The 22783-nt window shown below is 64.9% G+C and carries 23 protein-coding genes; 12 read left to right on the top strand and 11 right to left on the bottom strand.

The genetic code is table 11. The features are described 5' to 3' along the window. Positions 1-148: 148 nt before the first annotated feature. The 4 genes from ABZW16_RS26810 to ABZW16_RS26795 all read right to left on the bottom strand — a co-directional run bounded on the left by ABZW16_RS26810 (position 149) and on the right by ABZW16_RS26795 (position 5497). Entirely contained in the window at positions 149-1633 is a 1485-nt protein-coding gene (locus tag ABZW16_RS26810) for an alpha/beta fold hydrolase (RefSeq protein WP_354958815.1), read from the bottom strand. Between the two features lie 64 nt (positions 1634-1697). Next, the gene (locus tag ABZW16_RS26805) at positions 1698-2951 is read right to left on the bottom strand and encodes a DUF6596 domain-containing protein (protein WP_354958814.1); all 1254 of its coding nucleotides are present in this window, start codon (positions 2949-2951) and stop codon (positions 1698-1700) included. Then, positions 2918-3277, bottom strand: a complete 360-nt coding sequence (locus ABZW16_RS26800) for a YciI family protein (protein WP_354958813.1) — start codon at positions 3275-3277, stop codon at positions 2918-2920. The genes ABZW16_RS26805 and ABZW16_RS26800 overlap by 34 nt, the downstream gene beginning before the upstream one ends. 390 nt (positions 3278-3667) lie before the next feature. Beyond that, the gene (locus tag ABZW16_RS26795) at positions 3668-5497 is read right to left on the bottom strand and encodes an acyl-CoA dehydrogenase (protein WP_354958812.1); all 1830 of its coding nucleotides are present in this window, start codon (positions 5495-5497) and stop codon (positions 3668-3670) included. Positions 5498-5885: 388 nt separating this feature from the next. Between ABZW16_RS26795 and urtA the strand changes: the two genes are divergently transcribed. Next, positions 5886-7166: an urea ABC transporter substrate-binding protein gene (urtA, locus tag ABZW16_RS26790; protein WP_354958811.1), complete on the top strand. Its 1281-nt coding sequence runs from the start codon at positions 5886-5888 to the stop codon at positions 7164-7166. Positions 7167-7235: 69 nt separating this feature from the next. Then, a complete protein-coding gene (gene urtB / locus ABZW16_RS26785) occupies positions 7236-8120 on the top strand; it encodes an urea ABC transporter permease subunit UrtB (RefSeq protein WP_354958810.1) in 885 nt (294 codons plus the stop codon). Positions 8121-8134: 14 nt separating this feature from the next. Here the strand turns inward: urtB and ABZW16_RS26780 are convergent, their stop codons facing one another. Next, positions 8135-9346 (bottom strand): RNA-guided endonuclease TnpB family protein, encoded by a 1212-nt coding sequence (locus tag ABZW16_RS26780; protein ID WP_354958818.1) that lies wholly within the window; start codon positions 9344-9346, stop codon positions 8135-8137. 107 nt (positions 9347-9453) lie between these two features. Between ABZW16_RS26780 and urtC the strand changes: the two genes are divergently transcribed. The 4 genes from urtC to ABZW16_RS26760 are packed head-to-tail and all read left to right on the top strand — an operon-like array spanning position 9454 to position 12859. Continuing rightward, positions 9454-10608, top strand: a complete 1155-nt coding sequence (gene urtC, locus ABZW16_RS26775; RefSeq protein WP_354958809.1) for an urea ABC transporter permease subunit UrtC — start codon at positions 9454-9456, stop codon at positions 10606-10608. Beyond that, positions 10605-11459 carry an urea ABC transporter ATP-binding protein UrtD gene (gene urtD / locus ABZW16_RS26770; protein ID WP_354958808.1) on the top strand — a complete coding sequence of 285 codons (855 nt, stop codon included), beginning with the start codon at positions 10605-10607 and terminating at the stop codon, positions 11457-11459. The genes urtC and urtD overlap by 4 nt, the downstream gene beginning before the upstream one ends. Next, positions 11452-12144 (top strand): urea ABC transporter ATP-binding subunit UrtE, encoded by a 693-nt coding sequence (urtE, locus tag ABZW16_RS26765; RefSeq protein ID WP_354958807.1) that lies wholly within the window; start codon positions 11452-11454, stop codon positions 12142-12144. Before urtD ends, urtE begins: the two co-directional genes overlap by 8 nt. A 10-nt stretch (positions 12145-12154) precedes the next feature. Continuing rightward, entirely contained in the window at positions 12155-12859 is a 705-nt protein-coding gene (locus ABZW16_RS26760; RefSeq protein WP_354958806.1) for a GntR family transcriptional regulator, read from the top strand. A 175-nt stretch (positions 12860-13034) separates the two neighbouring features. Here the strand turns inward: ABZW16_RS26760 and ABZW16_RS26755 are convergent, their stop codons facing one another. After that, entirely contained in the window at positions 13035-13916 is an 882-nt protein-coding gene (locus ABZW16_RS26755) for a nuclease-related domain-containing protein (RefSeq protein ID WP_354958805.1), read from the bottom strand. A gap of 388 nt (positions 13917-14304) precedes the next feature. Between ABZW16_RS26755 and ABZW16_RS26750 the strand changes: the two genes are divergently transcribed. Both ABZW16_RS26750 and ABZW16_RS26745 read left to right on the top strand, forming a co-directional pair. Then, positions 14305-14838: a carboxymuconolactone decarboxylase family protein gene (locus tag ABZW16_RS26750; RefSeq protein ID WP_354958817.1), complete on the top strand. Its 534-nt coding sequence runs from the start codon at positions 14305-14307 to the stop codon at positions 14836-14838. A 295-nt stretch (positions 14839-15133) separates the two neighbouring features. Next, positions 15134-15271, top strand: a complete 138-nt coding sequence (locus ABZW16_RS26745; protein ID WP_354958804.1) for a hypothetical protein — start codon at positions 15134-15136, stop codon at positions 15269-15271. 17 nt (positions 15272-15288) lie between these two features. On the opposite strand, the gene ABZW16_RS26740 is transcribed toward ABZW16_RS26745, so the two are convergent. Further along, complete coding sequence (locus tag ABZW16_RS26740; protein ID WP_354958816.1) at positions 15289-16020, bottom strand: TetR/AcrR family transcriptional regulator C-terminal domain-containing protein; 732 nt, start codon at positions 16018-16020, stop codon at positions 15289-15291. 197 nt (positions 16021-16217) lie between these two features. Between ABZW16_RS26740 and ABZW16_RS26735 the strand changes: the two genes are divergently transcribed. After that, on the top strand, positions 16218-16595 hold the full coding sequence (locus ABZW16_RS26735) for a VOC family protein (RefSeq protein WP_354958803.1): 378 nt from the start codon (positions 16218-16220) through the stop codon (positions 16593-16595). A 462-nt stretch (positions 16596-17057) separates the two neighbouring features. On the opposite strand, the gene ABZW16_RS26730 is transcribed toward ABZW16_RS26735, so the two are convergent. After that, positions 17058-17909 (bottom strand): SDR family oxidoreductase, encoded by an 852-nt coding sequence (locus tag ABZW16_RS26730; RefSeq protein ID WP_354958802.1) that lies wholly within the window; start codon positions 17907-17909, stop codon positions 17058-17060. Between the two features lie 99 nt (positions 17910-18008). Between ABZW16_RS26730 and ABZW16_RS26725 the strand changes: the two genes are divergently transcribed. The 3 genes from ABZW16_RS26725 to ABZW16_RS26715 all read left to right on the top strand — a co-directional run bounded on the left by ABZW16_RS26725 (position 18009) and on the right by ABZW16_RS26715 (position 20597). Then, the gene (locus ABZW16_RS26725; protein WP_354958801.1) at positions 18009-18407 is read left to right on the top strand and encodes a helix-turn-helix domain-containing protein; all 399 of its coding nucleotides are present in this window, start codon (positions 18009-18011) and stop codon (positions 18405-18407) included. Positions 18408-18869: 462 nt separating this feature from the next. Continuing rightward, the gene (locus ABZW16_RS26720; RefSeq protein ID WP_354958800.1) at positions 18870-20009 is read left to right on the top strand and encodes a heparan-alpha-glucosaminide N-acetyltransferase domain-containing protein; all 1140 of its coding nucleotides are present in this window, start codon (positions 18870-18872) and stop codon (positions 20007-20009) included. 171 nt (positions 20010-20180) lie between these two features. Beyond that, positions 20181-20597, top strand: coding sequence for a PPOX class F420-dependent oxidoreductase (locus ABZW16_RS26715; protein WP_354958798.1), 417 nt, complete (start codon positions 20181-20183; stop codon positions 20595-20597). A gap of 143 nt (positions 20598-20740) precedes the next feature. Here the strand turns inward: ABZW16_RS26715 and ABZW16_RS26710 are convergent, their stop codons facing one another. The 3 genes from ABZW16_RS26710 to ABZW16_RS26700 form a co-directional block, all read right to left on the bottom strand. Beyond that, on the bottom strand, positions 20741-21142 hold the full coding sequence (locus ABZW16_RS26710; protein ID WP_354958797.1) for a hypothetical protein: 402 nt from the start codon (positions 21140-21142) through the stop codon (positions 20741-20743). Positions 21143-21264: 122 nt separating this feature from the next. After that, positions 21265-21903 carry a HEAT repeat domain-containing protein gene (locus ABZW16_RS26705; protein WP_354958796.1) on the bottom strand — a complete coding sequence of 213 codons (639 nt, stop codon included), beginning with the start codon at positions 21901-21903 and terminating at the stop codon, positions 21265-21267. A 161-nt stretch (positions 21904-22064) separates the two neighbouring features. Beyond that, complete coding sequence (locus ABZW16_RS26700; RefSeq protein WP_354958795.1) at positions 22065-22769, bottom strand: polysaccharide deacetylase family protein; 705 nt, start codon at positions 22767-22769, stop codon at positions 22065-22067. Positions 22770-22783: the final 14 nt, after the last annotated feature.

Below are 22783 nucleotides of genomic sequence, written 5' to 3'. Positions count from 1 at the left end.
TTATATGGACCAACGATAGTCTCTACAATTTTACCAAAAATGAATAAAGATAGCACCCTTGGGTTCAAGGGCCTGCGCGACCGGACTTGTGCTGGGCATAGCCCAGTTCCCTGCCGATACGGCTGATCAGCGTTGCGCTGGTGTGACTTCAGCCGAAGAACTTCCGCAAGGTCGGGACCAGTGCCTCTGGCCTTGCCAGTACGCCATGGTCCTCGCCCTCGAGAACGCGGGTCTCGGCGACGCCGACAGCCGTGCCGACAGCTTGTGTTCCGGCTGCCAGCCAAGGCCAGGTCTGATCGCCATAGATGGCCAGGGTCGGAATGGTCACGGCTGCAAGTCGATCGGTCGGCAGGGCGAGGTCGTCGCCGGTGACAAGCGCATCGTAGGGCAGGCTGGCGGCATTGCCGACCAGGAAGGCCCACTCATCGCCGGCCTGCATCGACGCGACCATCTCGGCCGGTACACCGACGTTCTCCTGGAGAAACAGCGCCACGGCTGCCTCCAGATCGCCCGAACGCACCAGACCTGTCAGCCGGTCTCGGGTGCCTGCCGAGGGGGCGGGGCGTGTGTCGTCGACGAGGTAGGGCGTCTCATAGACCGCGACCCGGTCGATCGCAAGCCCATGCATGACAGCTTCGAGCGCAAGGATGCCGCCCGATGAATGACCGAATACGCAGGCCCTCCCACCGACGTGCGCAATTACCGCCGCGAGGTCGTCGAGCTCGCTCTGCAGTGCGTACTCCGTGCTCCGATCGTCGCTTCCGCCGCGTGCGCGCCGGTCGTAGGTCACCGCGGTGAATTCGGGAGCGAGAGCCGCGGCCAGCGCCGTGACGGTGGACCGGTCGTTGAACGCGCCGCCGATGAGTATCACGGGGGCGCCCGCACCGACGGTCTCGACGGCGAGGGTGGTGCCGTCTCGGGAGATGACGGTGGACGGCGTCGAGGCGGGGGTCATGGTGGTGTTCTCCTCGATGCTGCGGGGGATGCGGAAGCTGAGGTGGGTGGCATCGGCGGAGTCGACGACGCGGTAGCGCTCGAGTTCGACGATCCCGTCGGGCAGGTTGTCGAAGAGTCGAGTGCCCTGGCCGAGCAGGACCGGCGCGATGTGAATGTGCAGCTCGTCGACCAGACCGGCCGAGATCGCCTGCTGCACAAGGGATGCGCCACCGGAAACATGGACGTTCTTGCCTTCGCCCGCCTCGCGGCAGACCTCCTTTGCGCGGGCGATCGCCGCTGCTGGCCCGCCCGTCTCGAAGTGGAAGACGGTGCCATCCGGGAGCGCTCGGGATTCCTGTCGCCGATGGGTGACGACGAATGTCGGCACGCGGTACGGGGCCTGCTTATCCCAAGTACTGCCCGCCGAGTCGTACATGCGACGGCCGAGAACATAGGCCCCGGTCTGTTCGATCCGCTCGGTGACCAGCTCGGCTTCGGGATCGGTTGCGGCAGTGACGGTGGTGCTGCCGGACAATCCGTGCTGCTGCTGCCAAGCGAAGTGCTTGACGATCCAGTCGGTCACGCGGAAGAACCCGTCGTCGAGGAACGGAGGTTTGCGGGCTTCCATGCCGCAGATGAATCCGTCCAGTGAGATGGTCATATCGCAGCGGACGATGGGCTCGATGAATGTGGTCACGTCGGTCTCTCCTCGTTGGCTGTGGATGCCTTACGCGACCTGGTCGGAGACGATGCCGACTTCTCTACATCGCGAGCCGAGAAATCTTTTTCCACAGATATCGCTGCTCAGCGGCACTGTCGGTGCGCTCGGCCGCAGCACGATAGTCCGCGGCAGCCCCCGCTGGGTCCCCGCTGAGCTCGCGCAGGTGTGCGCGGGTGGCGAGCAACCGGTGATGCCGGGCAATCCTCTTGTTCGACTCCAGGCTCGCGAGGACCGCCAACCCGGCGGCCGGGCCGCGAACCATGGCAACGGCGACCGCGCGATTGAGGGTCGTCATCGGATTCGGCGCGACCTGCTCCAACAGGTCGTACAGCGCGAGGACCTGCGGCCAATCCGTCGCCTCGACGGCAGGGGCCTCGTCGTGGACTGCGGCGATCGCAGCCTGTAGTTGGTACGGACCGACATCGCCACGGGTGAGGGTCGCGGTGATCAGCTCGACGCCCTCGGCGATGCGGTCCCGGTCCCACAGCGCGCGGTCCTGTTCGTCGAGCGGGACCAGGTCGCCGTCGGCGTCGATCCGGGCGGGCCGGCGTGCGTCGGTCAGCAGCATCAAGGCCAGCAGGCCGGAAACCTCGGTGTCGTCGGGCCGCAGCGCGCCGAGCATGCGGGTGAGCCGGATCGCCTCGTCGCTGAGATCCGGCACGGTCAGATCGGTTCCGGTGGAGGCGGTGTAGCCCTCGTTGAATATCAGGTACAGCACATGCAGCACGGCCGCTACCCGAGCGGGCAGCTCGGTGGGCTCCGGCATCGCGAAGACTCGTCCCGCGGTATCGACGGACTGTTTGGCCCGGGTGATCCGTTGCGCCATCGTCGCTTCGGGGACGAGGAAGGCGGCCGCTATCTGCGCGGTGCCGAGTCCGCCGACGGCGCGCAGGGTGAGTGCGATCTGGCTGGGTGGGGTCAGTGCGGGATGACAGCACAGGAACAGCAGCGCCAGCGAATCGTCGCCGGCCGGCTCATCGTCGTGCTGGCCGAGGTCCCTGGTGGCCGCCATGTCCTGTTCTTCGCGGCGGCGCCGGGCGGTCTCGCTGCGGATCTCATCGACGAGGCGGCGCTGCGCGACGGTAACGAGCCAGCCGCGCGGATTGTCCGGCAGACCTTCGACCGGCCATTGCACCGACGCGGCCAGCAGTGACTCCTGGGTGGCGTCCTCGCACGCGACGAAATCGCCGTGGCGGCGAATGAGGGTGGTGAGGACCTGGGGTGCGAGCTCACGCAGCACGGATTCGACCGTGCGGCCGCTCAATTCCCCGGGGACTCGTGCAGTATCGGCCACAGCTCCACCGGCGACTCGTCGGCCCACGGCATGTCCGCAGCAATCTCGCGGGCGCGTTCCGCGCTGGCGACCTCCAGCAGGTACAGGCTGGCGAGGTACTCCTTGGTCTCCAGGTACGGACCGTCGGTGACGACGGGGGCGCCGTCGCGGCGCAGCACCAGCTTCGCCGTATCCGCGTCGCCCAGACCGTACGCACCGAGCAGTTCACCGGTTGCCCGGTAACGCGCGTTCCACGCCTCCTGCTCGGCAACCGCCGCCGACCACACCTCGGGCGGGATCGCGTTCCATTTCTCCTGATTGCCGTATATGAGCAGCAAATACTTCATAATGCTTCGATCCTCATTTCACAGCCATCCTGCCATGGCCTTCTGGTCCGGCACCGGACGTGCGGCCGTCGACAGCTGGCTGCCGCGCAGCCCGAGGAGACCGGTACTCACCGAACTATCATGTCGCGCACAGTCGATGCCAGCTCCTCGGCGGCATTCGGGCGGTCGATCGCTCGCGTTGCTCGTGACATCGCCTGTCGTGCAGCCGGATCGATGAGAGCAACGTGAGCGTTCGCGTCCAGGTTGGCGTGTCGCCTCCGCACCGGGCAAGGCTCGAGCGGCACCGCGGTCGGCCGGCCGACCGGCGCCCCGGAGTTGTTCGCTACCAACCGAATGCGGGAAGGAATCAGCACGGATGGCAGTCCGGGAGCGGTCGGCTCGGCAGACCGGTCAGAACGACGCTTCGTCCAGCTCCATGATGTCATTGTCGATCGCGGCGATAATGTTCTTCACCGCGGTCAGCTCCGGCAGTGCGTTCTTCGCGAAGAAGGTTGCGACAGCGACCTTTCCGGCGTAGAAGGGGCGGTCCTTCTCCGGTGCGTCGCCGGCCAGTGCGGCGGCCGCGACTTCGGCCTGCACCAGCAGGCGCCAGCCGATGAGCAGATCGCCGACCGCGAGCAGGAAGCGCACCGAGCCGAGGCCGACCTTGTACAGCTCCTTCGGATCCTGCTGGGACGCCATCAGATATCCGGTGAGCGTGGCCGCCATCGCCTGCACATCGGCGACCGCGGTGGCCAGCAGCGCCCGTTCGGCCTCGAAGTGGCCGGTCTTCGCCTCCAGGAATGCGGCGATCTGCCCGTTGACGTGGGCGAGCGCCACCCCCTTGTCCCGAATGATCTTGCGGAAGAAGAAGTCCTGCGCCTGGATGGCGGTGGTGCCCTCGTACAGCGAGTCGATCTTCGCGTCGCGGATGTACTGCTCGATCGGATAGTCCTGCAGATAGCCCGAACCACCCAGCGTCTGCAGCGATTCGGTGAGGTACTGGTAGGCCCGCTCGGAACCGACACCCTTGACGATCGGCAGCAGCAGATCGTCCACCCGGTGCGCCAATTCGGCATCCGCACCCGAAACCAGCTCTGCCACATCGGCGTTCTGGTGGGCGGCGGTGTACAGGTACACCGCGCGCAGACCTTCGGCGTAGGCCTTCTGCATGGCCAGCGCACGCCGCACATCGGGATGCTGGGCAATGGTGACGCGCGGGGCCGCCTTATCCGCCATCTGCGTCAGATCCGCGCCCTGTACCCGCTGCTTGGCGTAGTCGAGGGCGTTGAGGTAACCGGTGGACAGCGTGCCGGTGGACTTGATGCCGACCACCATGCGCGCGTTCTCGATCACCTGGAACATCTGTGCGATGCCGTTGTGTACCTCGCCGACCAGCCAGCCCTTGGCGGGCACATCGGTTGCGCCGAAGGTCAGCTCACAGGTGGGCGAGGACTTCAGCCCCATCTTGTGTTCGACTCCGGTCACGTAGACGCCATTGCGGTCGCCCAGCTCGAGCGTCTCGTGATCGAAGAGGTATTTCGGTACGTAGAACAGTGAAAGCCCCTTGGTGCCCGGACCGGCGCCCTCCGGGCGGGCCAGCACCAGGTGGAAGACGTTCTCGGCCGTCTCGCCGACATCACCACCGGAGATGAAGCGCTTGACGCCCTCGATATGCCAGGAGCCGTCCTCCTGCTGGATCGCCTTGGTGCGCCCGGCACCGACGTCGGAACCGGCATCGGGCTCGGTCAGCACCATGGTGCCCGCCCAGCCGCGGTCGTACCCCTTTGTCGCCCACTGCTTCTGCTGCTCGGTGCCCACATTGAACAGCACCGAGGACATCACCGGACCCATATTGAAGAAGCTCGCCGACGGGTTGGCGCAGGTGAGCATCTCATTGACCGACCAGACCACGGCCGCGGGTGCGCGCGTGCCGCCCATCCCCTCCGGCATACCGAGCCGACTCCAGTCGGCCTCGTTCACCGCAGCGACGGTCTTACGCAGCGCCTCGGGCACCGAAATCGAATAGGTGGTCGGATCGTAGACCACCGGATCCCGGTCGGCCGCGCTGAAGGATTCCGCCACCGGCCCCTCGGCCAGCCGCTTCACCTCGGCGAGGATCTCCCGCACAGTATCCGAATCAAGATCGCCATAGGCACCCGTATCCAGGAGCTTGTCCAGTCCGAACACCTCGAACAGGTTGAACTCGATATCCCGAACGTTCGCCTTGTAGTGACCCACCGGTCCTCCTCGACTCACGCGTCCCCCAGCCTCGGCAGCACGGGGCTCGACGTTTTGACGTTGTACAAAACGAGACTGCCGTACCGCTGTCTTGCTACGCAACCGTAGCCGGAGTGGCCCCTCACACGTGCGGACCGGGCGGTCGGCGCAAAGGTTCACACCACGGAAACACGCGCAATCGACTCGTCACCGAGAGATATTCCGGCGCAACAACTTCTGTCTAACGTTCGCACCACGAATACAGCCGTTGTATACAACCCGGTCTACAGCCTCTTCCAGCGACTTACCAACCGCTGGAAGCGGCCGTGACCGGTGCAAAGGCGGGCGTATTCGGCGCGGCGCACGCAGTGCCGCCGAACACCTGATGAGGAGAGAAGGGTCCGCCCCCATGCCAGAATCCCGTGACATCCATCGATCGCGTCCCCGTCGCGTCACCAGGGCGTTGGTCGCGCCGACGGCCGTCGCACTGGCCGGTCTATTGCTGACCGGCTGTGGCGCCAAGGATGACGCCTCGACCAGCGGCTCCAACGCCGCGTCGTGCGTGGACACATCGAAGGACTCGATCAAGATCGGTTCACTGCACTCGCTGTCCGGCACCATGGCGATCTCCGAGGTCACCGTCGCCAACTCGACGAAGCTGGCCGTCGACCAGATCAACGCCGCGGGCGGGGTCATGGGCAAGAAGCTCGACCTGGTACTCGAAGACGGCGCGTCGGACCCGAAGACCTTCGCGGAGAAGGCCGAAAAGCTGATCAGCTCCGACTGTGTCGCAGCGGTATTCGGCGGCTGGACCTCATCGAGCCGCAAGGCCATGAAGCCGAAGTTCGAGAGCCTGAACTCGCTGCTCTACTACCCGGTCCAGTACGAGGGCCTGGAGGACAGCAAGAACATCTTCTACACCGGCGCGACCACCAACCAGCAGATCCTGCCCGCGCTGGACTATCTGAAGCAGAAGGGCATCAAATCCCTCTACCTGGTCGGCTCCGACTACGTCTTCCCGCAGACCGCCAACCGCGAGATCAAGGCCTACGCCGCGGCGAACGGCATCGAGATCAAGGGTGAGGACTACACCCCGCTCGGCTCCACCGACTTCTCCACCATTGTGAACAAGGTCCGCAATGCCAAGGCGGGAGCGGTATTCAACACCCTCAATGGCGACTCGAATGTGGCCTTCTTCCGCGAGTACACCAATGCGGGCCTGAAAGCCGCCGATATGCCGGTGGTTTCGGTGTCCATCGCCGAGGAAGAGGTCGCGGGCATCGGCGCGCAGAACATCGCGGGCCAGCTCACCGCGTGGAACTACTACCAGACCGTGGACACCCCGGTGAACAAGAAGTTCGTCGCGGACTACAAGGCCGCATTCGGCGCCGATAAGCCGACCTCGGATCCGATGGAGGCCGCCTACGCCTCGGTCTTCCTGTGGAAGAACACCGTCGAGAAGGCAAAGTCGTTCAAGGTGGCCGATATTCAGGCCGCGGCCGACGGTGTGACCTTCGAGGCTCCGGAAGGGCTGGTCACCGTCGACGGCAGCAACCACCACATCACCAAGACCGCCCGCATCGGCGAGATCCGGCCGGACGGACTGATCTACACGGTGTGGGACTCGGGCAAGGCCGTTACGCCGGACCCGTACCTGAAGTCCTACGAGTGGGCCAAGGGCCTCAAGTAGTCGACTGGCGCCGGGTGCGGGCTTTGTGAGAGGGAGCCCGCACCCGGCCGACCCCGTTAGGAATCCAATATGGACGTGTTGATCGGCCAGCTCTTCACCGGGCTGAGTCTGGGATCGATTCTGCTGCTCGCCGCGCTCGGACTTTCGCTGACCTTCGGTCAAATGGGCGTGATCAATATGGCGCACGGCGAATTCATCATGGCCGGGTGTTACACGACTTATGTTGTGCAGAAGGTCATCTCGTCGACCGGAGTATCGCTGGTGGTTTCGCTGCTGGTCGGCTTCCTGGTCGGCGGACTACTCGGCGCGGCTCTGGAAATGGGCCTGATCCGCTGGATGTACGACCGGCCGCTGGACACCCTGCTGGTCACCTTCGGCGTGGGACTGGTGCTGCAACAGGCGGCCCGTGACATCTTCGGCGCACCCGCCAAGAATGTGCTCGCCCCCGAATGGCTCAGTGGCGGTGTCACCATCCTCGGCGCGGTGGTGCCCAAGACCCGCATCTTCATTCTGGTACTCGCACTCGTCGCGGTGACCACACTCGCCACCGTGCTCAAGACGACCCCGCTGGGTCGGCGCATCCGCGCGGTCGTGCAGAACCGCGGGCTGGCCGAGACCAGCGGCGTTTCCAGCCGCATCACCGATATCAGCACGTTCTTCATCGGCTCCGGGCTGGCCGGGGTCGCTGGCGTCGCGCTCACCCTGATCGGTTCGACCAGCCCCACCATCGGGCAGAGCTATCTGATCGATGCCTTCCTGGTGGTCGTGATCGGCGGACTCGGTCAGATCAGGGGCACGGTGATCGCGGCCTTCGCACTCGGGCTGCTGAATTCCTATATCGAGTATTCGACGACGGCCTCGATCGCAAAGGTGATCGTCTTCGTCATCATCGTCATCTTCCTGCAGGTCCGTCCGCAGGGGCTGTTCACCGTTCGAACGAGGAGTTTGGCTTGACTTCCCCCCCATGCCTAACGGCAGGGGACTCCAACCTTCTCAGGTCGGTTTTCCTGCTTCACCGACAACTGCCCGCCCGACTGGCGCCGTTGAGGTCTTACGTCATCTCCACAGGCAGCAACCGCCAGTCCGGCGGCCAGGATATTGCGGGCAGCGTTGATATCGCGATCGTGGTTCGTATTGCAAGAGTGGCAGGTCCACTCGCGCGAACTCAAGGGCATCGACTCGGCGATAGCCCCGCAGGCGCCACATGTCTTCGACGACGGCAACCAGCGATCCACAATCACCAGACGCCTGCCGTACCACCGACACTTGTACTCCAACATGATCCGCAACTGCGACCAAGCGGCATCGGAGATCGCGCGAGCCAGCCGATGACTGCCACGCATGTTTCGTACTGCCAAATCCTCGATCACGATCGTTTGGTTCTCACGAACGAGTCGAGTGGTCAACTTGTGCGCGAAGTCTCGGCGCCGATCAGCGATCCTCACACTTGTCTTCGCCATTCGGATTCGAGCCTTCTCGCGGTTTCTACTCCCGATCTGCTTGCGCGACAGCGCCCGTTGAGCACGGGCCAACCGTGCCCGGTCAGCTTTCTCGAATTTTGGATTGATGATCTTCTCGCCGGTCGAGAGCGTCACCAGAGCCGTCAAGCCTACGTCGATTCCGATAGCCGCTTGCAACTTCGGCAGATCCCCGATAGCCGCATCCTCGACAAGCATCGAGACGAACCAACGACCCGCCCTGTCGCGGGAAACTGTCACCGTCGACGGTTCAGCTCCATCTGGCAGTGGCCGCGACCACACGATCCTCAACGGGTCTTGGCACTTCGCCAGCCACAGTTTCCCATCTCGATACCGAAACCCCGAACGAGTAAACTCCGCCGATGCTTTGCCGCGCCTCCGGGACTTGAATCGAGGGTATCCGGACTGCCTGCCCCAGAAGGCCACAAAAGCCTTCTGAAGATGTCGCAGCGTCTGTTGGAGCGGCACGCAGGACACCTCGTTCAACCACTCGACCGAAGGTTCACTCTTCCACTCAGTCAGCATGGCCGAGGTCTGGCCATAGGTGATCCGGCGGTGCTCATTGGTCCAAGCCGCTGTGCGTTCGGACAGCGCCCGGTTGTAGACATAGCGCACGCACCCAAACGTCCTATTCAGCAGTTGTCTCTGCTGTTCGTTTGGGTAGAAGCGGTACTTGTACGCGCGCTGCGTCACGCCGAACAGAGTAGATGCGCGGTCCGACAATCTCAGCGGATTTTGTCTCCCCCTGCTGCTGGGCACGGCGTAGACCCGACTCCGTCCCCTTCAGTTCCTCAGCGGAAGGTTGCGCAATGACTGCACTCTCACAGCGGTGGCGCGCGAATACGTCCCTAACCGCCATAGCAGGCTTTGTGGTCGCCGCGATCTTGCTGTTCGCAGTCGCCCCGGCAACCCTCAGCGATTTCCGGCTCAACCTGCTCGCCAAATTCCTGTGCTTCGCGATCGTGGCCGCTGGCATCGGATTGGCCTGGGGCCGTGGCGGCATGCTCACCCTCGGACAGGGCGTGTTCTTCGGCATCGGCGCCTACATCATGGCCATGCATATGCAGATGGCCGATGCGGCCCGGCTGCACGATGACGTGCCGGAGTTCATGGAGATCGCCGGTATCCGCGAATTGCCCTCGTTCTGGCGGCCTTTCGCCTCCGCGCCGGTCGCCCTGATCGGCATTCTGGTGCTGCCGGCGCTGGTGGCCGCGGTACTCGGCTACGGCGTCTTCAAGCGCCGGGTCAAGGGCACGTATTTCGCGATTCTGAGCCAGGCGCTGGCCGCGGCGCTGGCGATTCTGCTGACCGGTCAGCAGAAGATCGGCGGATTCACCGGACTGTCGGACTTCCGCGCCTTCTTCGGCTTCAAACTCTCGGATCCGGCGAACCGGCAGATGCTGTTCTTTATCGCGGCGGGCACCCTGCTGCTGGTGGTCGCGGCGGTGCGCCAACTCATGCGCAGCCGGTACGGCGAATTGCTGGTGGCCGTACGTGATCAGGAGGAGCGGGTGCGCTTCCTGGGCTACGATCCGGCCAATATCAAGATCGTGGCCTATGTCGTCGCAGCCTTCTTCGCTGGCATCGCCGGTGCGCTTTTCACACCGATCGTCGGCATTATTTCCCCTGCCGATATCGGTGTGGTGCCGTCCATCGCATTCATTATCGGTGTCGCGATCGGCGGACGAACCACCCTGCTCGGGCCGGTACTCGGCGCGATCGGCGTCGCCTGGGCGCAGACCGCACTATCGGAGGAGTTCCCGTCCAGCTGGACCTATCTGCAGGGTGTGCTGTTCATTGTGGTGGTCGGGTTCATTCCGGCGGGTCTGGCCGGGGTGTGGCCGATGCTGAAGGGGTTGTTGGACAGCAGGTTCGGCAAGACGATCGAGCCGGTGCCGGTCGTCGTCGCCGAACCGCTGCCCGAGGTCGTACCGGTTGCCGAGGATAAGGTGGAATCCCTATGAATACGGTTGCGCCAGCACATGATCCGAAAGCCGGTGGCAATGCGGGCATGTCGAGTGAGTACCTCGAAATCCGCGGCCTTTCGGTGAGTTTCGATGGCTTCAAGGCCGTCTCGGATGTGGATCTCACCGTGCTGCAGGGCGATCTGCGCTTCCTCATCGGCCCCAATGGCGCGGGTAAGACCACGCTCATCGATGCGATCACCGGTCTGGTGCCCGCCAGCGGATCGGCGCAGAAGTCCGGCGTGGAATTCCTCGGTAAGAAGGTACATCAGATCGCCCGGCTCGGTATCGGCCGAACCTTCCAGACGGCAAGTGTTTTCGAGCAGTTGAGCGTTCTACAGAACCTCGATATCGCGGCCGGGGCTGGTCGATCGGCATGGACACTGTTGCGCCGCCGCAATTCGGTATTGCCGAGTATCGAAGAGGCACTGGAGATCACCGGCCTCGGCGAGCTGCGCGATAAGCCCGCGGGCGTATTGGCGCACGGGCAGAAGCAATGGCTGGAGATCGGCATGCTGCTGGTGCAGAACGCCTCGGTGCTCCTGCTCGACGAACCGGTGGCCGGCATGAGTGCCGAAGAGCGTGAGGAGACCGGAAAGCTATTGCGCCGCATCGGCGGTGAACGCATTGTCGTGGTGGTCGAGCACGATATGGACTTCATGCGATCGTTCGCGACCTCGGTCACCGTGCTGGCCGCGGGCAAGGTGCTCAGCGAGGGCACCGTCGAACAGGTACAGGCCGATCCCAAGGTGCAGGAGGTCTACCTCGGCACCGCCGCGGCCATCGGCACCGAACTCGAAGACGCGCAGACCGCGCAGGAGCTGACCGCGAAGGAGTCCGCCGATGCTTGAGCTCATCGACATTCATTCCGGTTACGGCCGGACCGAGGTGATCCACGGCGTCTCGATCACCGTTCCGGACGACAGCGTGGTGGCGATCATGGGACACAATGGCGCGGGCAAGACCACCCTGCTGCGCACCGCGGTCGGTCTGATCGGTACGAAATCCGGCCAGATCACCTTCAATGGTGAATCGATCACGAAGCTGTCGCCGTCGCGCCGGGTCAAGCGCGGGATCGCCTATGTGCCACAGGGACAGCAGAGTTTCCCGCAGCTGACCACCGCCGAGAATCTGCAAGTGGTGGCCGATGGCCGCAAGCGCGGCAAGGCGCTGATCGATGAATCGCTCGATCTGTTTCCGGCGCTGCGGGAACTGCTGACGCGCAAGGCGGGCTTGCTCTCCGGCGGTCAGCGCCAGCAGCTGGCGATCGCGCGGGCGCTGATCACCGAGCCGAAGCTGCTCATTCTCGACGAACCCACCGAGGGCATTCAGCCCTCCGTTGTCGCCGAAATCGAGCGCACCATCATCGATTTGACCGGTCGCGGCGGACTCAGTGTGCTGCTGGTGGAACAGCACATCGGCTTCGCTTTACAAGCGGCACAACGCTATTACATCCTGCAGTCCGGACGGGTGACGTCCACGGGCGAGGGCGGTGCGGGCGCGGAGACCTCGGTCCGCTCGGCCATGGCGATCTGAGCTGGCCGCCATGACGCGCAGGGGGCGGGTTCCGCTCAGCGAGCGGGTATACGAATCGCTGCGGCGGGACCTGGCCACCGGAGCGATCGTGCCCACCGAACGGCTCGGCGAAGAACGCCTGGCCGAGATATACGGGGTCTCACGCACCCCCGTGCGGGAGGCGCTGGCCCGGCTGCGGGCCGACGGGTTGGTGGAGCGCCACGCCGATGGGCTGTATCCGTTCCGGCCGCGATTGGCTGAGCTGGACAATCTGTACGAGTTGCGGATTGTGCTGGAGGCCAGGGGATTTCAGCGGGTGATCGGTATCGTGGGCGAGCCAGCGCCCGCACACGATCTGGCGCTGGTGCGCGCGGAGCTTGAAACCTGGCGCAGCTTTCACGACGATCCACCCGAACCCGGCCCCGCGTTGGTCGCCGCGGACGAGCAGTTCCATACGACGCTGCTCGCCGCGGCGGGCAATGCGGCGCTGGCGGATGCGCTCACCGGGGTGTACGTCCGGGTGCGCCCGGTCCGCACCCTCGACCTGCCGACGCCCGAGCGGATCGCCACCATGACCGCCGAGCACATCGCGATCGCCGAACAACTGCTCGACGGTGATCCCGATGCGGCACTGCGCACCCTCACCACACATATCGGCCGCTCCCGCACCCACGTGCTGGCTCGCGCGCAGCAGGCCATCGAATTCACGAAACTCTCACGCGCGGTTCGGGACTGACGAATGACCCGGTTCGATCGAGCCGGGATCAGTCGGCCATCCAACGACCGTTCTCGAGCAAATGGCATCTGGTCCGCGATGCCAAGATGAACCGTCGGACACCGGGATTCCGTGGCCCACCCAGCGCGGCTTCGACCCACCATGTGGGCGAACAAGACGGCACAGACCTTCGGAATCAGCACTTGGTCTGGAACGGCCAGCATTCGATCGGACGGTACGGCGGCGGCGACGGCGTCACGCTCGTTGTCGTCGTATCCGACTCGCGGGCCGGTTGAGCCGAATCATGTGCGAGCGAATTCGCGATCACGATCAGCACGACCACCATGCCGAGCAGCGCAACGGCGAAGATCGCCCACCCCGTGGTCGTCTGCCGCCTACTCGGCGGCAGCGGTGCGGGGATGACGTGCTGTCGGAGGTCCCGCGCCGACGGCGTCGGCGCCTCGGGCTGCACCGCATCGAAGCCATCGGCGAGCAGTTCGGCGCGCGACGGCTTTTCGGCACCGAGTGCAGCGCAGGCGGCGGCGACCCGATCGGCGGTCCAGCTGCGCGGTCCGGCGGAGAAGCCGTCGAGGTAGATGCGCAGTTCGGCCGCGTCGCGGGCATTCGCGACGAGCACATCCATGCCAGGGCGCAGGTTGGTGCGCGCGGGCCGCACCGCGACCCCGCGGAACGGCACCAGCACGACGACGCCGCAGATATGACCCGGATCGATCAGCGCCCGCTCGAGGGTGATCTTCACGGCGTGCACACTGTGTTCCAAGTGGTCGACGGGGTCGCCCGAGATCTCCTCATCGAATTCGGCGGGCTCCGCGCTGATCGTCCACGGACCGTCGCCCGGAATGCTCAGTATCCCGTTCTGGCGGCGCCGGAAGCCCTTGACATCGGCCGTCGTAATGCCGCGCGGGGTCAGGATGACCGCATCGACCCGCCGGGACCCGTGGTCACCGACCGTCAGGTCGAGCAATGCGACACCGGTCGTCGGATACGACCGCAGGCATTCCACGAACTCCTGCTCCGCCCCGGAGAGATTCGCTCCGGTCTTGATCTTCACCAGCATCGCGTTTTCCCTGCCTCATCCGGTTCGCCCCGGCGTCCCGCATCCACCGCGCCGGTACTGATGATGACCCGCGGTGGCCGCGAAGACTACCGGAAAGCCAAGAAGGCCAGCACAATTGAGCTATAGAAAACCGGCCAGTCGGATTTAGCCGGACCGGTAAGCCGGCACGGAGTCCCCCAGCAGCACCCCCATTGATGAGGTCACGAATTGCGCCCAACCGGGATACCGCGAGGTCCAGGAACCGCGCGCCGCGCAATAGAGTGCCGCCGACCCACCGATTACCGACCTACCCGCTAGTACGCTCGGATTCGGTCCGGCACCACGGACCCCGCGACGAGACTCCTCCGGTGCACACCGGAGAGCAGGAGGAAAAGGCATGGTTTCGGCGTTGCAACCACGCATTTCACCCGGACGGCTCCGCGAGCTCGGTCCGATCAACTGGGTTGTCTGGCAGATGCTTTCGCGCGCGGCGGGAACAGATGACGCACATCTGTTCAGCACACTCGGCCGGACAAAGGGTCTGTTCCGCGGCTGGCTGCACTTCTCGGGACGATTGATGCCGGGCGGCCGGCTGCCACGGCACGAATCCGAACTGGTCATCCTGCGCGTGGCCCGCCTGCGCGACTGCGCCTATGAAATGGACCATCACATCCGCCTCGGCAGGCGTGCCGGTGTCACGCCGGAAATCCTGGAGCGCGTTCGGACCGGCCCCTCCGCCGACGGGTGGTCGGATAAACACCGCGCCCTGCTCGCCGCCGTCGACGAATTGGTCGAAACCCGCGATATCGGCAATGCCACCTGGGCCGCCCTTGCCGAGCACTACGACGAGCGCAGCCTGATCGAAATCGTCCTGCTCATCAATCAATACGAGGGGTTGGCCGCGACGATTACCGCGTTGCGGATCCAGCGCGACGGGCTCTGACGCTCGGGGCATTATCCAGGCGGCGCGCGGGCGATTCAATGGCCTGCGCGCCGCTTTCTCTATTTTGTAGCAACTCCAGGGCGATCATCGCCGAAGGCCGTCCAACTGGATAACAACTGCGGCGGGTCACTCACAGAATGATCACTTCCCGCCCACCAAATCTGCGCAAGCACCTATTCTGAAGCGCGTAGCCGAACTGTGTCACACGCCATAGTGTGACGACGCGACCATAGGAAACCCCTCCATCAAGCTTGCCGACAATTAGCTGTCAGCTCGACAGGAGAAAGGGGGCGTCATGACCGTCAGCCTCGTGTTGATCGTGGCGGGATTCATCCTTCTGGCAATCGTGATCACAAGTTTCATGCTGCCCGCCAATGCGGACTCCGCGCAGCATCAGGACCCACACAACGAAGTCGGCCCCGGCGATCAGTAGCCGATACCGCATGCGACTCAACGGTTTTCGATGAGCCCCGCCAGGCCGTCGAGGACTCGCGCCAGGCCGAATTCATAGGCATGGTCGGCGCTATACGCGGAGTCGTGAGCCTGGCCGGCGACCGCCCCGACGCGGGCGGCCAGCGGATAGCGCTCGGCGTCGAAAACCTGGGCCAGCAGCGGAGCGGCGCGCTCCCACCACTGATGGTCGGACATCGCGCTGTCGGTGGCGGCGCGCTCGGTATCGATGGCAATGCGGGCGACCGAGGTGACGAAGCCGAGGACGAAGGTGAGGGCCGCGTCCATATCGATATCGTCGAGGCCGAGGCCGTCGAATGCGCGCAATTCGTGTTCATATTTGGCCGCGACGCCGGGGCCGAGTGGCGGACGCGTGGTCGGCAGATAGGCGACCCACGGATGGCGGATCAGCACGGCGCGGTTCTCGGCGGCGATTGTCGCGACCCGATCGCGCCAGGGCAGCTCGCTCAGATCGGAGCGTGACATCTCCTGGTAGACCGCATCCAGCATGAGTTCTACCAGTTCGGCCTTGCCCGGCACATAGGTGTAGGTGGCCATGGGGGTCAGGCCGAGTTCGGTGGCTACGGCGCGGATAGTGAGCGCGCCGATCCCCTGCGCGTCCGCGATCTCGATTGCCGCCGCGACCACGGCATCCACACTGCTGCGCTGCTTCGGTCCGCGCTGTCGCTCGGATGCGCCGGGCATGCGCCACAGCAATTCCAAGGTGCGCATGGGATCACCCGCACTACTGCGATCCCGCGACTGCTCGGCCACGCCACCTCCTCACCTTGCGGGCCATCCCCGCTCGAACCATGCTCGAGCCGATCGTATCGGGGTGATTCACATCACAGTGCAGCCGATCGGAAATTTCTGTACAAAGTACAGCGTACTTAGTACAGAGTTTATGGCCGGCTCCAGAGGAGGACCCTTTGAACATCACCGCTTCCGCAATCTCCCTCAATGTCGCCGATCCGCAGGCCTCGGCCGAATTCGCCATCGATCATTTCGGCTTCACCGAGCAGAACTCGGCCGACGGTTTCGTCGCCATCGCCCGCCCCGACGCCGGTTTCAGCATCTGCTACCTGCGCACCGGCCTGGACAGCTTCAAACCGAAGAACAAAGCGGGCAGCGCAGGCGAGGGTCTACTGGTCGCCTTCGTCGTAGACGATATCGATGCCGAGTACGACCGCCTTCAGCATGCAGGCGTCCCAATCGTCACGCCGATCGAAACCGAGCCCTGGGGCGAACGCTACTTCCAGATCACCGACCCGAACGGCATCATCCTGCAACTGGTGCAATGGGTTTAGCCGCCGGGCCGGTTCCGAGGTCGTCGACCGCCGCATAGCTAACGGCGTGCAGGCCCTGTGCCGACAACCAATCCCGAAGACCCGCACCGGGCCTGCGCACCACAACCACGAACACCGCGGCGCAACCCCCTGCACCACTGACCAATTCCGTCGACGCACCCCGGCTTGCCCGCCGTGTTCACCAACACGGCGGGCAGCCCCTGCGCCACAGGACAGATACTGAGGTCACGAGCCACCGGATAGCCCACCGCAAGCGCGAACATGGCGCACAAACCGCGGCACAGACAACCAATTCCGACACGCGCCGGAATTGCACACCAAGTGCGCGAATTCGTCGGCAACGTCCGTGCGGACAACTCATTCCGTTGACGCACAACGGGCTTGCACGCCGTATGGGCGGCGCGGATAGCGCGACCGCGAAATACGGTGTGCAAGCCCGTGGCTCGGATGACGGGGATGCGGTCAGGCGAGGGCTGCGCGGAAGATCTCGATGGCGGGGGTCGAGGGGCGGCCGATCAGTTTCTGGAGGTCGCCCGAGTCGACATCGAGGATGCCGTTGCCGATTCCGGCATCCGCGTCGGCGAGTGCCGCGGCGTAGGGGGCGGGGAGTCCGGCCTGTTCGAGCGCGGCGTTGTAGTCCTCCGTGGACAGGTTCTCGTAGCGCACCGGCTTACCCGATGCCTGCGAAATTACCTCGGCGAGTTCGGCATAGGTAAGGCTTTCGTTGCCGCCGAGCTCGTAGACGCGACCCTCGTGTCCATCGGTGGTCAGCACCTTGGCGGCGGCCTCGGCGTAGTCGGCGCGCGCCGCGCCAGCGACACGGCCATCGCTCGCGGCCCCGTGCAGCACCCCGGTCTCCACGGCGTGGCCGAGTCCGCCCAAGTAGTTCTCCCAGTACCAGCCATTGCGCAGGATCGCGTACGGGACAGCGGATTCCGCGAGCACCGCCTCGGTGCCGATATGTTCCTGCGCCAGAATCAGCGGGTTCTCGGTGGCGCGCGGAATGCTGGTGTAGGCGAGCAGCTTCACACCTGCCCGCTCCGCGGCGCGAATCACATTGGTGTGCTGCGCGACTCGCGCACCGAACTCATTGCCGGAGACGAGCAGCACCCGGTCGACGCCAGCGAGCGCGCGGTCGAGCGCGTCCGGGTCATCGTAGGCGGCCTGGCGAACCTCGACACCCCGCTCGGCCAGATCGGCGACCTTCTGCGGATCACGCACGATCGCGACCACCGGCGTGGTGCCCTCGCGCAAAAGCGCCTCCACAACGAGACGACCCAACTGCCCACCGGCTGCGGTTACGGCGACGGTCATGACTACCTCCCAAGGTATATACGGTTCATCAAGTACTAACTAATAGTAAGCACTATGCATTCCGTAGACACTTTGGTCAAGTTAGGTACCATCGACCGCATGACCATTCAGCGCCCGCCGTCGGCGAGCACCGACGATCCGACGCTGGAAGCCGACGTATTCGCCCGAAACTGCACGTCACGACCGGTGCTGCAGAATGTGGCCAGCCGCTGGGGCACCCTGGCCCTGGTCGCGCTGCGCGAGGGCCCGTACCGATTCAGCGCCCTGCGCCGCCGCGTCGACGGCGTCAGCGAGCGCATGCTCTCCCAGACCCTGCAGGCCCTCGAACGCGACGGCATGGTGCACCGCGAAGTGCACGAAACCATCCCACCCCGAGTGGAATACACCCTGACCGACCTCGGCGCCGAGGTCGCCGAGCGCCTGGAAAGCCTCATCGTGGTCCTGGAAACGAATATGCCCCGAGTCCACGCAGCCCAAGCCGCATACCACCGCGACTAACGGCCCCGCCCCGTATCTCCAGCCCACGCCTACACAACCCCGCGAGTCGGTGTCTCGCGCCGCAATCCCCGCCCTCGCCGCATACCACTGCCGCCAACAGACCGCCCCCGCACCGCAATCGACGGCCCGCGCGCATATTCACCGCAACTCGCAGCTCACGCCCGCAGCTCGCCGAAGAACTCAGGGTCGCGGCCGAATTCACTATCGCGCGCCGCCCCAGCCCCCGGATGGCCGCCTGCACCCTCGGCTACCCGGCGCTGGCTCGCCCGCCGAGCTACGGCTGTCGCATAGGCACGGGGCATCGCGCACAGGCTGCCCGGTGCGAACCAACCCTGCTTTTGCGGCAGTTGGCTTTCCGGTCGCGCAAAGATGCACAAGTGCCTGTTCGCTCATGGTTTCTTAACGAAGCATGCGGGAGGGTGGGCGCATGAAAAGCGATTGCCTGCTTGTCAGGGCAAGGTCATGACCGGTGTGCTGGCCGCGGGAAAGATCGACCGCAATCGGATCGGTGCGGTGGATACCGCGCGGGGGCTGGCCGTGGTCGGCATGATCGCGGCACATACGCTGGCGTACGGCGAACTGACCTGGTCGGATCCGGCGCATTGGACCAATATCGCGTCGGGGCGGTCCTCGATTCTGTTCGCGGTGCTCGGCGGCGTCTCGCTGGCATTGATGACCGGGCGCGCGCATCCGCCGACCGGTTCGGACCTGGTCACGGTCCGGCTGCGCGTCATGGTGCGCGCCGCACTGCTCTTCCTGATCGGCGGGATATTGCAGGCCACCGGAACAACAGCTGCAGTGATCCTGGAGTACTACGCGGTCATGTTCGTCCTGGCCCTACCGTTCCTGGCCTGGCGACCGCGGCGACTGCTGATCACCGCCGCGGTTTGGGCGGTGATCACGCCCGTGCTGGTGTGGTGCCTGGTGTCGGTGCTGCCGACCAGCACGCTCGGCACCGGTGGGATCGTCACCCTGGCCATCTCCGGTTCCTATCCGGCGCTGATCTGGGTCGCGTTCATCCTCATCGGACTCGCCATCGGCCGTAGCGATTTCACGGCCATCAGGACCCGACTGCTGGGGTGGGGCGTCGCCGCCGCGGTGCTCGGTTACGGTATCGCCTGGGCCTGCACCAAGGTATTCGGTTCCGGCGCACCCGATCTCGGCGATCTCGATACGAAAGACGTTGATCCGGATGCCATCCCCGGCCCTGGCTTCGTATCACTGCTGACCGCGCAACCACATTCGGGCACTTTCTTCGAAATCCTGGCTTCCGGCGGACTGGCGGTCGCGGTACTCGGACTGCTCCTGAGCTGCCCGCCGGTGCTCATGCGAATCCTGACCCCGCTCACGGCCATCGGCTACCTTCCGCTGACCGTATATGCCGCACATGTCATTTCGCTGGCATTCGTCGACGAGCGCGCCGACGGAAATCCGGCCTTCTTCCTCTGGTCGGTCGCCATTGCCGCAGTCGGCTCGCTGCTGTGGACCCGCTTCCTCGGTCGCGGCCCACTCGAACGGCTTGTCACCTGGGTAACCCGAGCCGCCGTCCGCACCCGACACCCCGCGCCGGAACCCACTCCACGCCCGCAACCAGTCGCCTGAACCGGCACCCAGCCAGTCCCGCTCAGCACAAGCAGTGAAGAACTGCCGCACGGAGGCCCGGGCGTTACGGCTCGAGCAAGGGCAGCACCCGCCGCACCATCGGGGAATCGAAAGGCGGCCAGGTTCATGCCGAGCGGGAAGGGCCGAAGGCGGCGACCCGTTGACTTGGGTATGGAACTTTCCTCCGCGCTCGACTTCGCTCGCGCCCACCGACGGTCGGTGTTGACCACGATTCGGCGCAATGGGCGGCCGCAACTGTCCAATGTGCTGCACGTCATCGGCGATGACGGGATCATTCGCATCTCCATCACCGCCGATCGGGCGAAATATCACAACCTGGTGCGTGACCCGTGGGCCGCGATCCATGTGACCCAGGATGACTTCTGGGCGTACGCCGTCCTCGAAGGGAACGTCGAAGTGACTCCCGTCGCCGCCGCTCCCGGCGATGCCACCGTCGACGAACTCGTCGACTATTACCGCGCGGCCTCCGGCGAACACCCCGATTGGACCGAATACCGCGAGGCGATGGTCAAGGATCGCCGCGCGCTGGTCCGCATCACTCCCACCCACGCGTACGGAATGCTCTGATCGGCGACGATACGGATCGGAATCGGCCGCGATGCCCCTGCGGAATCCGCAGAGATGGCGGAGCAGTTCGTCGTGGGCTGCATTCGTCCACTCAACGTCCATGCGCTGAATCCACGGGATCCCGAATTGCGCGCCGCGGCCGATCACACCCCGGCGGCGCACCTGGGCGTATTTCGAAATGGTGGATGAAAGAGCGAGGCTGCGCGGCACGTCCGGTGTTGGCCGGTTGAAAGATGTTGCGTGGGCTGGTGCGTCGGTGCCCTGATGTGGGGCGAGGTCCCCAGTAGATGGGTTGGTCGACCAAACGCGCGCTGCACTTTTCCGTCGGCTGCCAGGCACCAGCCCCACCAGTCGTCGCAGCCGCTTTCGTAGTTCTGGCCGTACCAGTGCGCCTGCCCGAACCGCTCGCTCAGCACCGCGCAGCGGACCTGCCGTTCCTGGTGTTCGCGTCCGTCCGAGGTGTAGTCGTCATCGATGTCGAGCATCCGGCTCAACTCATGATCGTGGCGATCCAGTTCCCCAGCGGCGACGGGTGTGCCGAACACCAGGGTCCAACCGTCGAGTACGGGACTCACATACATCCGGGCGCAATCGGCATGCTCGCTGTAGGCGGTGCGGCTGTGTCCGGAGTCGTGGCCCCGCCAGGTGTCGGTGCCCGTAGACCAGGTCACCGCGACCGGGTCGGACAGGTCGAACGCCTCGAGTACCGCGGCCCGGTCAGTGGTTGGATGGCATACCAGCCATCTTGCGGGACAAAGGGTTCGGGAACATCGGCCGCGATCTTGGCCTGCATCCACCGGGCCAGCACCGCCAGATCGCGTGGTTCGGGTGTGTCCCAGCCGATCTGAGCGAGCGCCGCCAGCGCATACCGCCGCTCTGGCACCCGAGAAGCTCGGACCTGGCGCAGCAACGGCACCGCGGAACGACCAAGGCGGCCGAACGCGGCGATCACCTCCGCACGCACCCGCTGCACCGGATCCGCCAACAGCGGCACCAGCAAGGGCGCGTACTCACGCCGGCGACGGTAACCGAGCACGAAAGCGCTGCCCGCCCGTACCTCGGGATCCTCGCTGCACATCTCGAGCGCATAATCCGCGGTATCCGAAGCCGGCTCGATACCCAGTGCCTGACAGCACAACTCGACGGCGTCCGAGGTCTCCGCGATCGCGAGTTGCACGATCAACGCGCGATAGGCGACGGGTCCGAACCGCCGCAGCACCGCAATACCGCCCGAACGGTCGATCCACGAATCCGGATCGACCAACTCGTCCAGTAACAGCTCGATCACATCAACACCCGCGGCCACTATCACCTCAACCGCCTCGTCTCGTCTCGCAGAGACTCATCGGCCAGCGCGGCTGCCGCGGTGCGTAACTCCATGGACCCGTTCCTCCTACCATCCGCGGCGACCAGGCTCGACAATCCAACCGACTCCGAAGCAGTGATCGAACCACTTCGAAACAAGGCCTAGTGGCCGATCAGATTCGAAACAGTGACGAAACTGTATCCCCTGGAACGCAATTCGCTGACGATCCGCGGTATCGCCGCCAGCGAAGCCGCCCCTTGATCGCTCCAGACATGCAGCAGCACAATGGAACCCGGCCGCACCTGGGCCACCGTTTCCGCGACGATCCCATCGGTGCTCGCCACCTTGCCGGAGTCGGGCTCCACATCCCAGGTCACCGTGGTCCGATCGTGATCCGACAGATACTTCGGCAATGCCCACAGCTTCTTGCCGAACGGCGGACGGAAGGTGATCGGCCCCTGATAGCCGGTTTCGCGGATCTCGGCATCCGTGCGTTCCAGCTCGTCCCGAACGGTATCGGCCGAGACGAACACCATCCGCTGGTGGGTATAGCTGTGGTTGCCGAGTTCGTGCCCGGCCTGCGCGATCGCACGCCCGGCCTCCGGCCACGCGGCCAGATTCTCGCCGATCAGATAGAACGTCGCCGGAATCTGCGCGTCCGCAAGGACTTTCAACACTTCGGGGTATTGCGCGGACGGCCCGTCATCGATGGTCAGCGCAACCATCTTGTCGTCCGTATCGACGTGGTGCACGATGCGTCCCGCGAGTTGATAGGTCCGCGAATTCATCAGGTAATAGGTGCCGACCCCGAGCAGCACCACGACGGCAATGAACGGCGCACCGGCGATCAGCAACCTACGCAGCATCAATCCGTGTATAC

The sequence above is a fragment of the Nocardia sp. NPDC004604 genome (assembly GCF_040609795.1).
GTDB lineage: Bacteria > Actinomycetota > Actinomycetes > Mycobacteriales > Mycobacteriaceae > Nocardia.
The sequence above is the reverse complement of the archived record's forward strand: the minus strand, read 5'-3'. Positions and strand labels throughout refer to the sequence as shown.

Excerpts from the sequence above, each read along its gene's own strand:
- ABZW16_RS26800 (WP_354958813.1), bottom strand. The coding sequence starts at position 3,277 with ATGAAGTATTTGCTGCTCATATACGGCAATCAGGAGAAATGGAACGCG.
- urtA (WP_354958811.1), top strand. The coding sequence starts at position 5,886 with ATGCCAGAATCCCGTGACATCCATCGATCGCGTCCCCGTCGCGTCACC.
- urtB (WP_354958810.1), top strand. The coding sequence starts at position 7,236 with ATGGACGTGTTGATCGGCCAGCTCTTCACCGGGCTGAGTCTGGGATCG.
- urtC (WP_354958809.1), top strand. The coding sequence starts at position 9,454 with ATGACTGCACTCTCACAGCGGTGGCGCGCGAATACGTCCCTAACCGCC.
- urtD (WP_354958808.1), top strand. The coding sequence starts at position 10,605 with ATGAATACGGTTGCGCCAGCACATGATCCGAAAGCCGGTGGCAATGCG.
- urtE (WP_354958807.1), top strand. The coding sequence starts at position 11,452 with ATGCTTGAGCTCATCGACATTCATTCCGGTTACGGCCGGACCGAGGTG.
- ABZW16_RS26760 (WP_354958806.1), top strand. The coding sequence starts at position 12,155 with ATGACGCGCAGGGGGCGGGTTCCGCTCAGCGAGCGGGTATACGAATCG.
- ABZW16_RS26755 (WP_354958805.1), bottom strand. The coding sequence starts at position 13,916 with ATGCTGGTGAAGATCAAGACCGGAGCGAATCTCTCCGGGGCGGAGCAG.
- ABZW16_RS26745 (WP_354958804.1), top strand. The coding sequence starts at position 15,134 with ATGACCGTCAGCCTCGTGTTGATCGTGGCGGGATTCATCCTTCTGGCA.
- ABZW16_RS26740 (WP_354958816.1), bottom strand. The coding sequence starts at position 16,020 with ATGCGCACCTTGGAATTGCTGTGGCGCATGCCCGGCGCATCCGAGCGA.
- ABZW16_RS26730 (WP_354958802.1), bottom strand. The coding sequence starts at position 17,909 with ATGACCGTCGCCGTAACCGCAGCCGGTGGGCAGTTGGGTCGTCTCGTT.
- ABZW16_RS26725 (WP_354958801.1), top strand. The coding sequence starts at position 18,009 with ATGACCATTCAGCGCCCGCCGTCGGCGAGCACCGACGATCCGACGCTG.
- ABZW16_RS26720 (WP_354958800.1), top strand. The coding sequence starts at position 18,870 with ATGACCGGTGTGCTGGCCGCGGGAAAGATCGACCGCAATCGGATCGGT.
- ABZW16_RS26715 (WP_354958798.1), top strand. The coding sequence starts at position 20,181 with ATGGAACTTTCCTCCGCGCTCGACTTCGCTCGCGCCCACCGACGGTCG.
- ABZW16_RS26700 (WP_354958795.1), bottom strand. The coding sequence starts at position 22,769 with ATGCTGCGTAGGTTGCTGATCGCCGGTGCGCCGTTCATTGCCGTCGTG.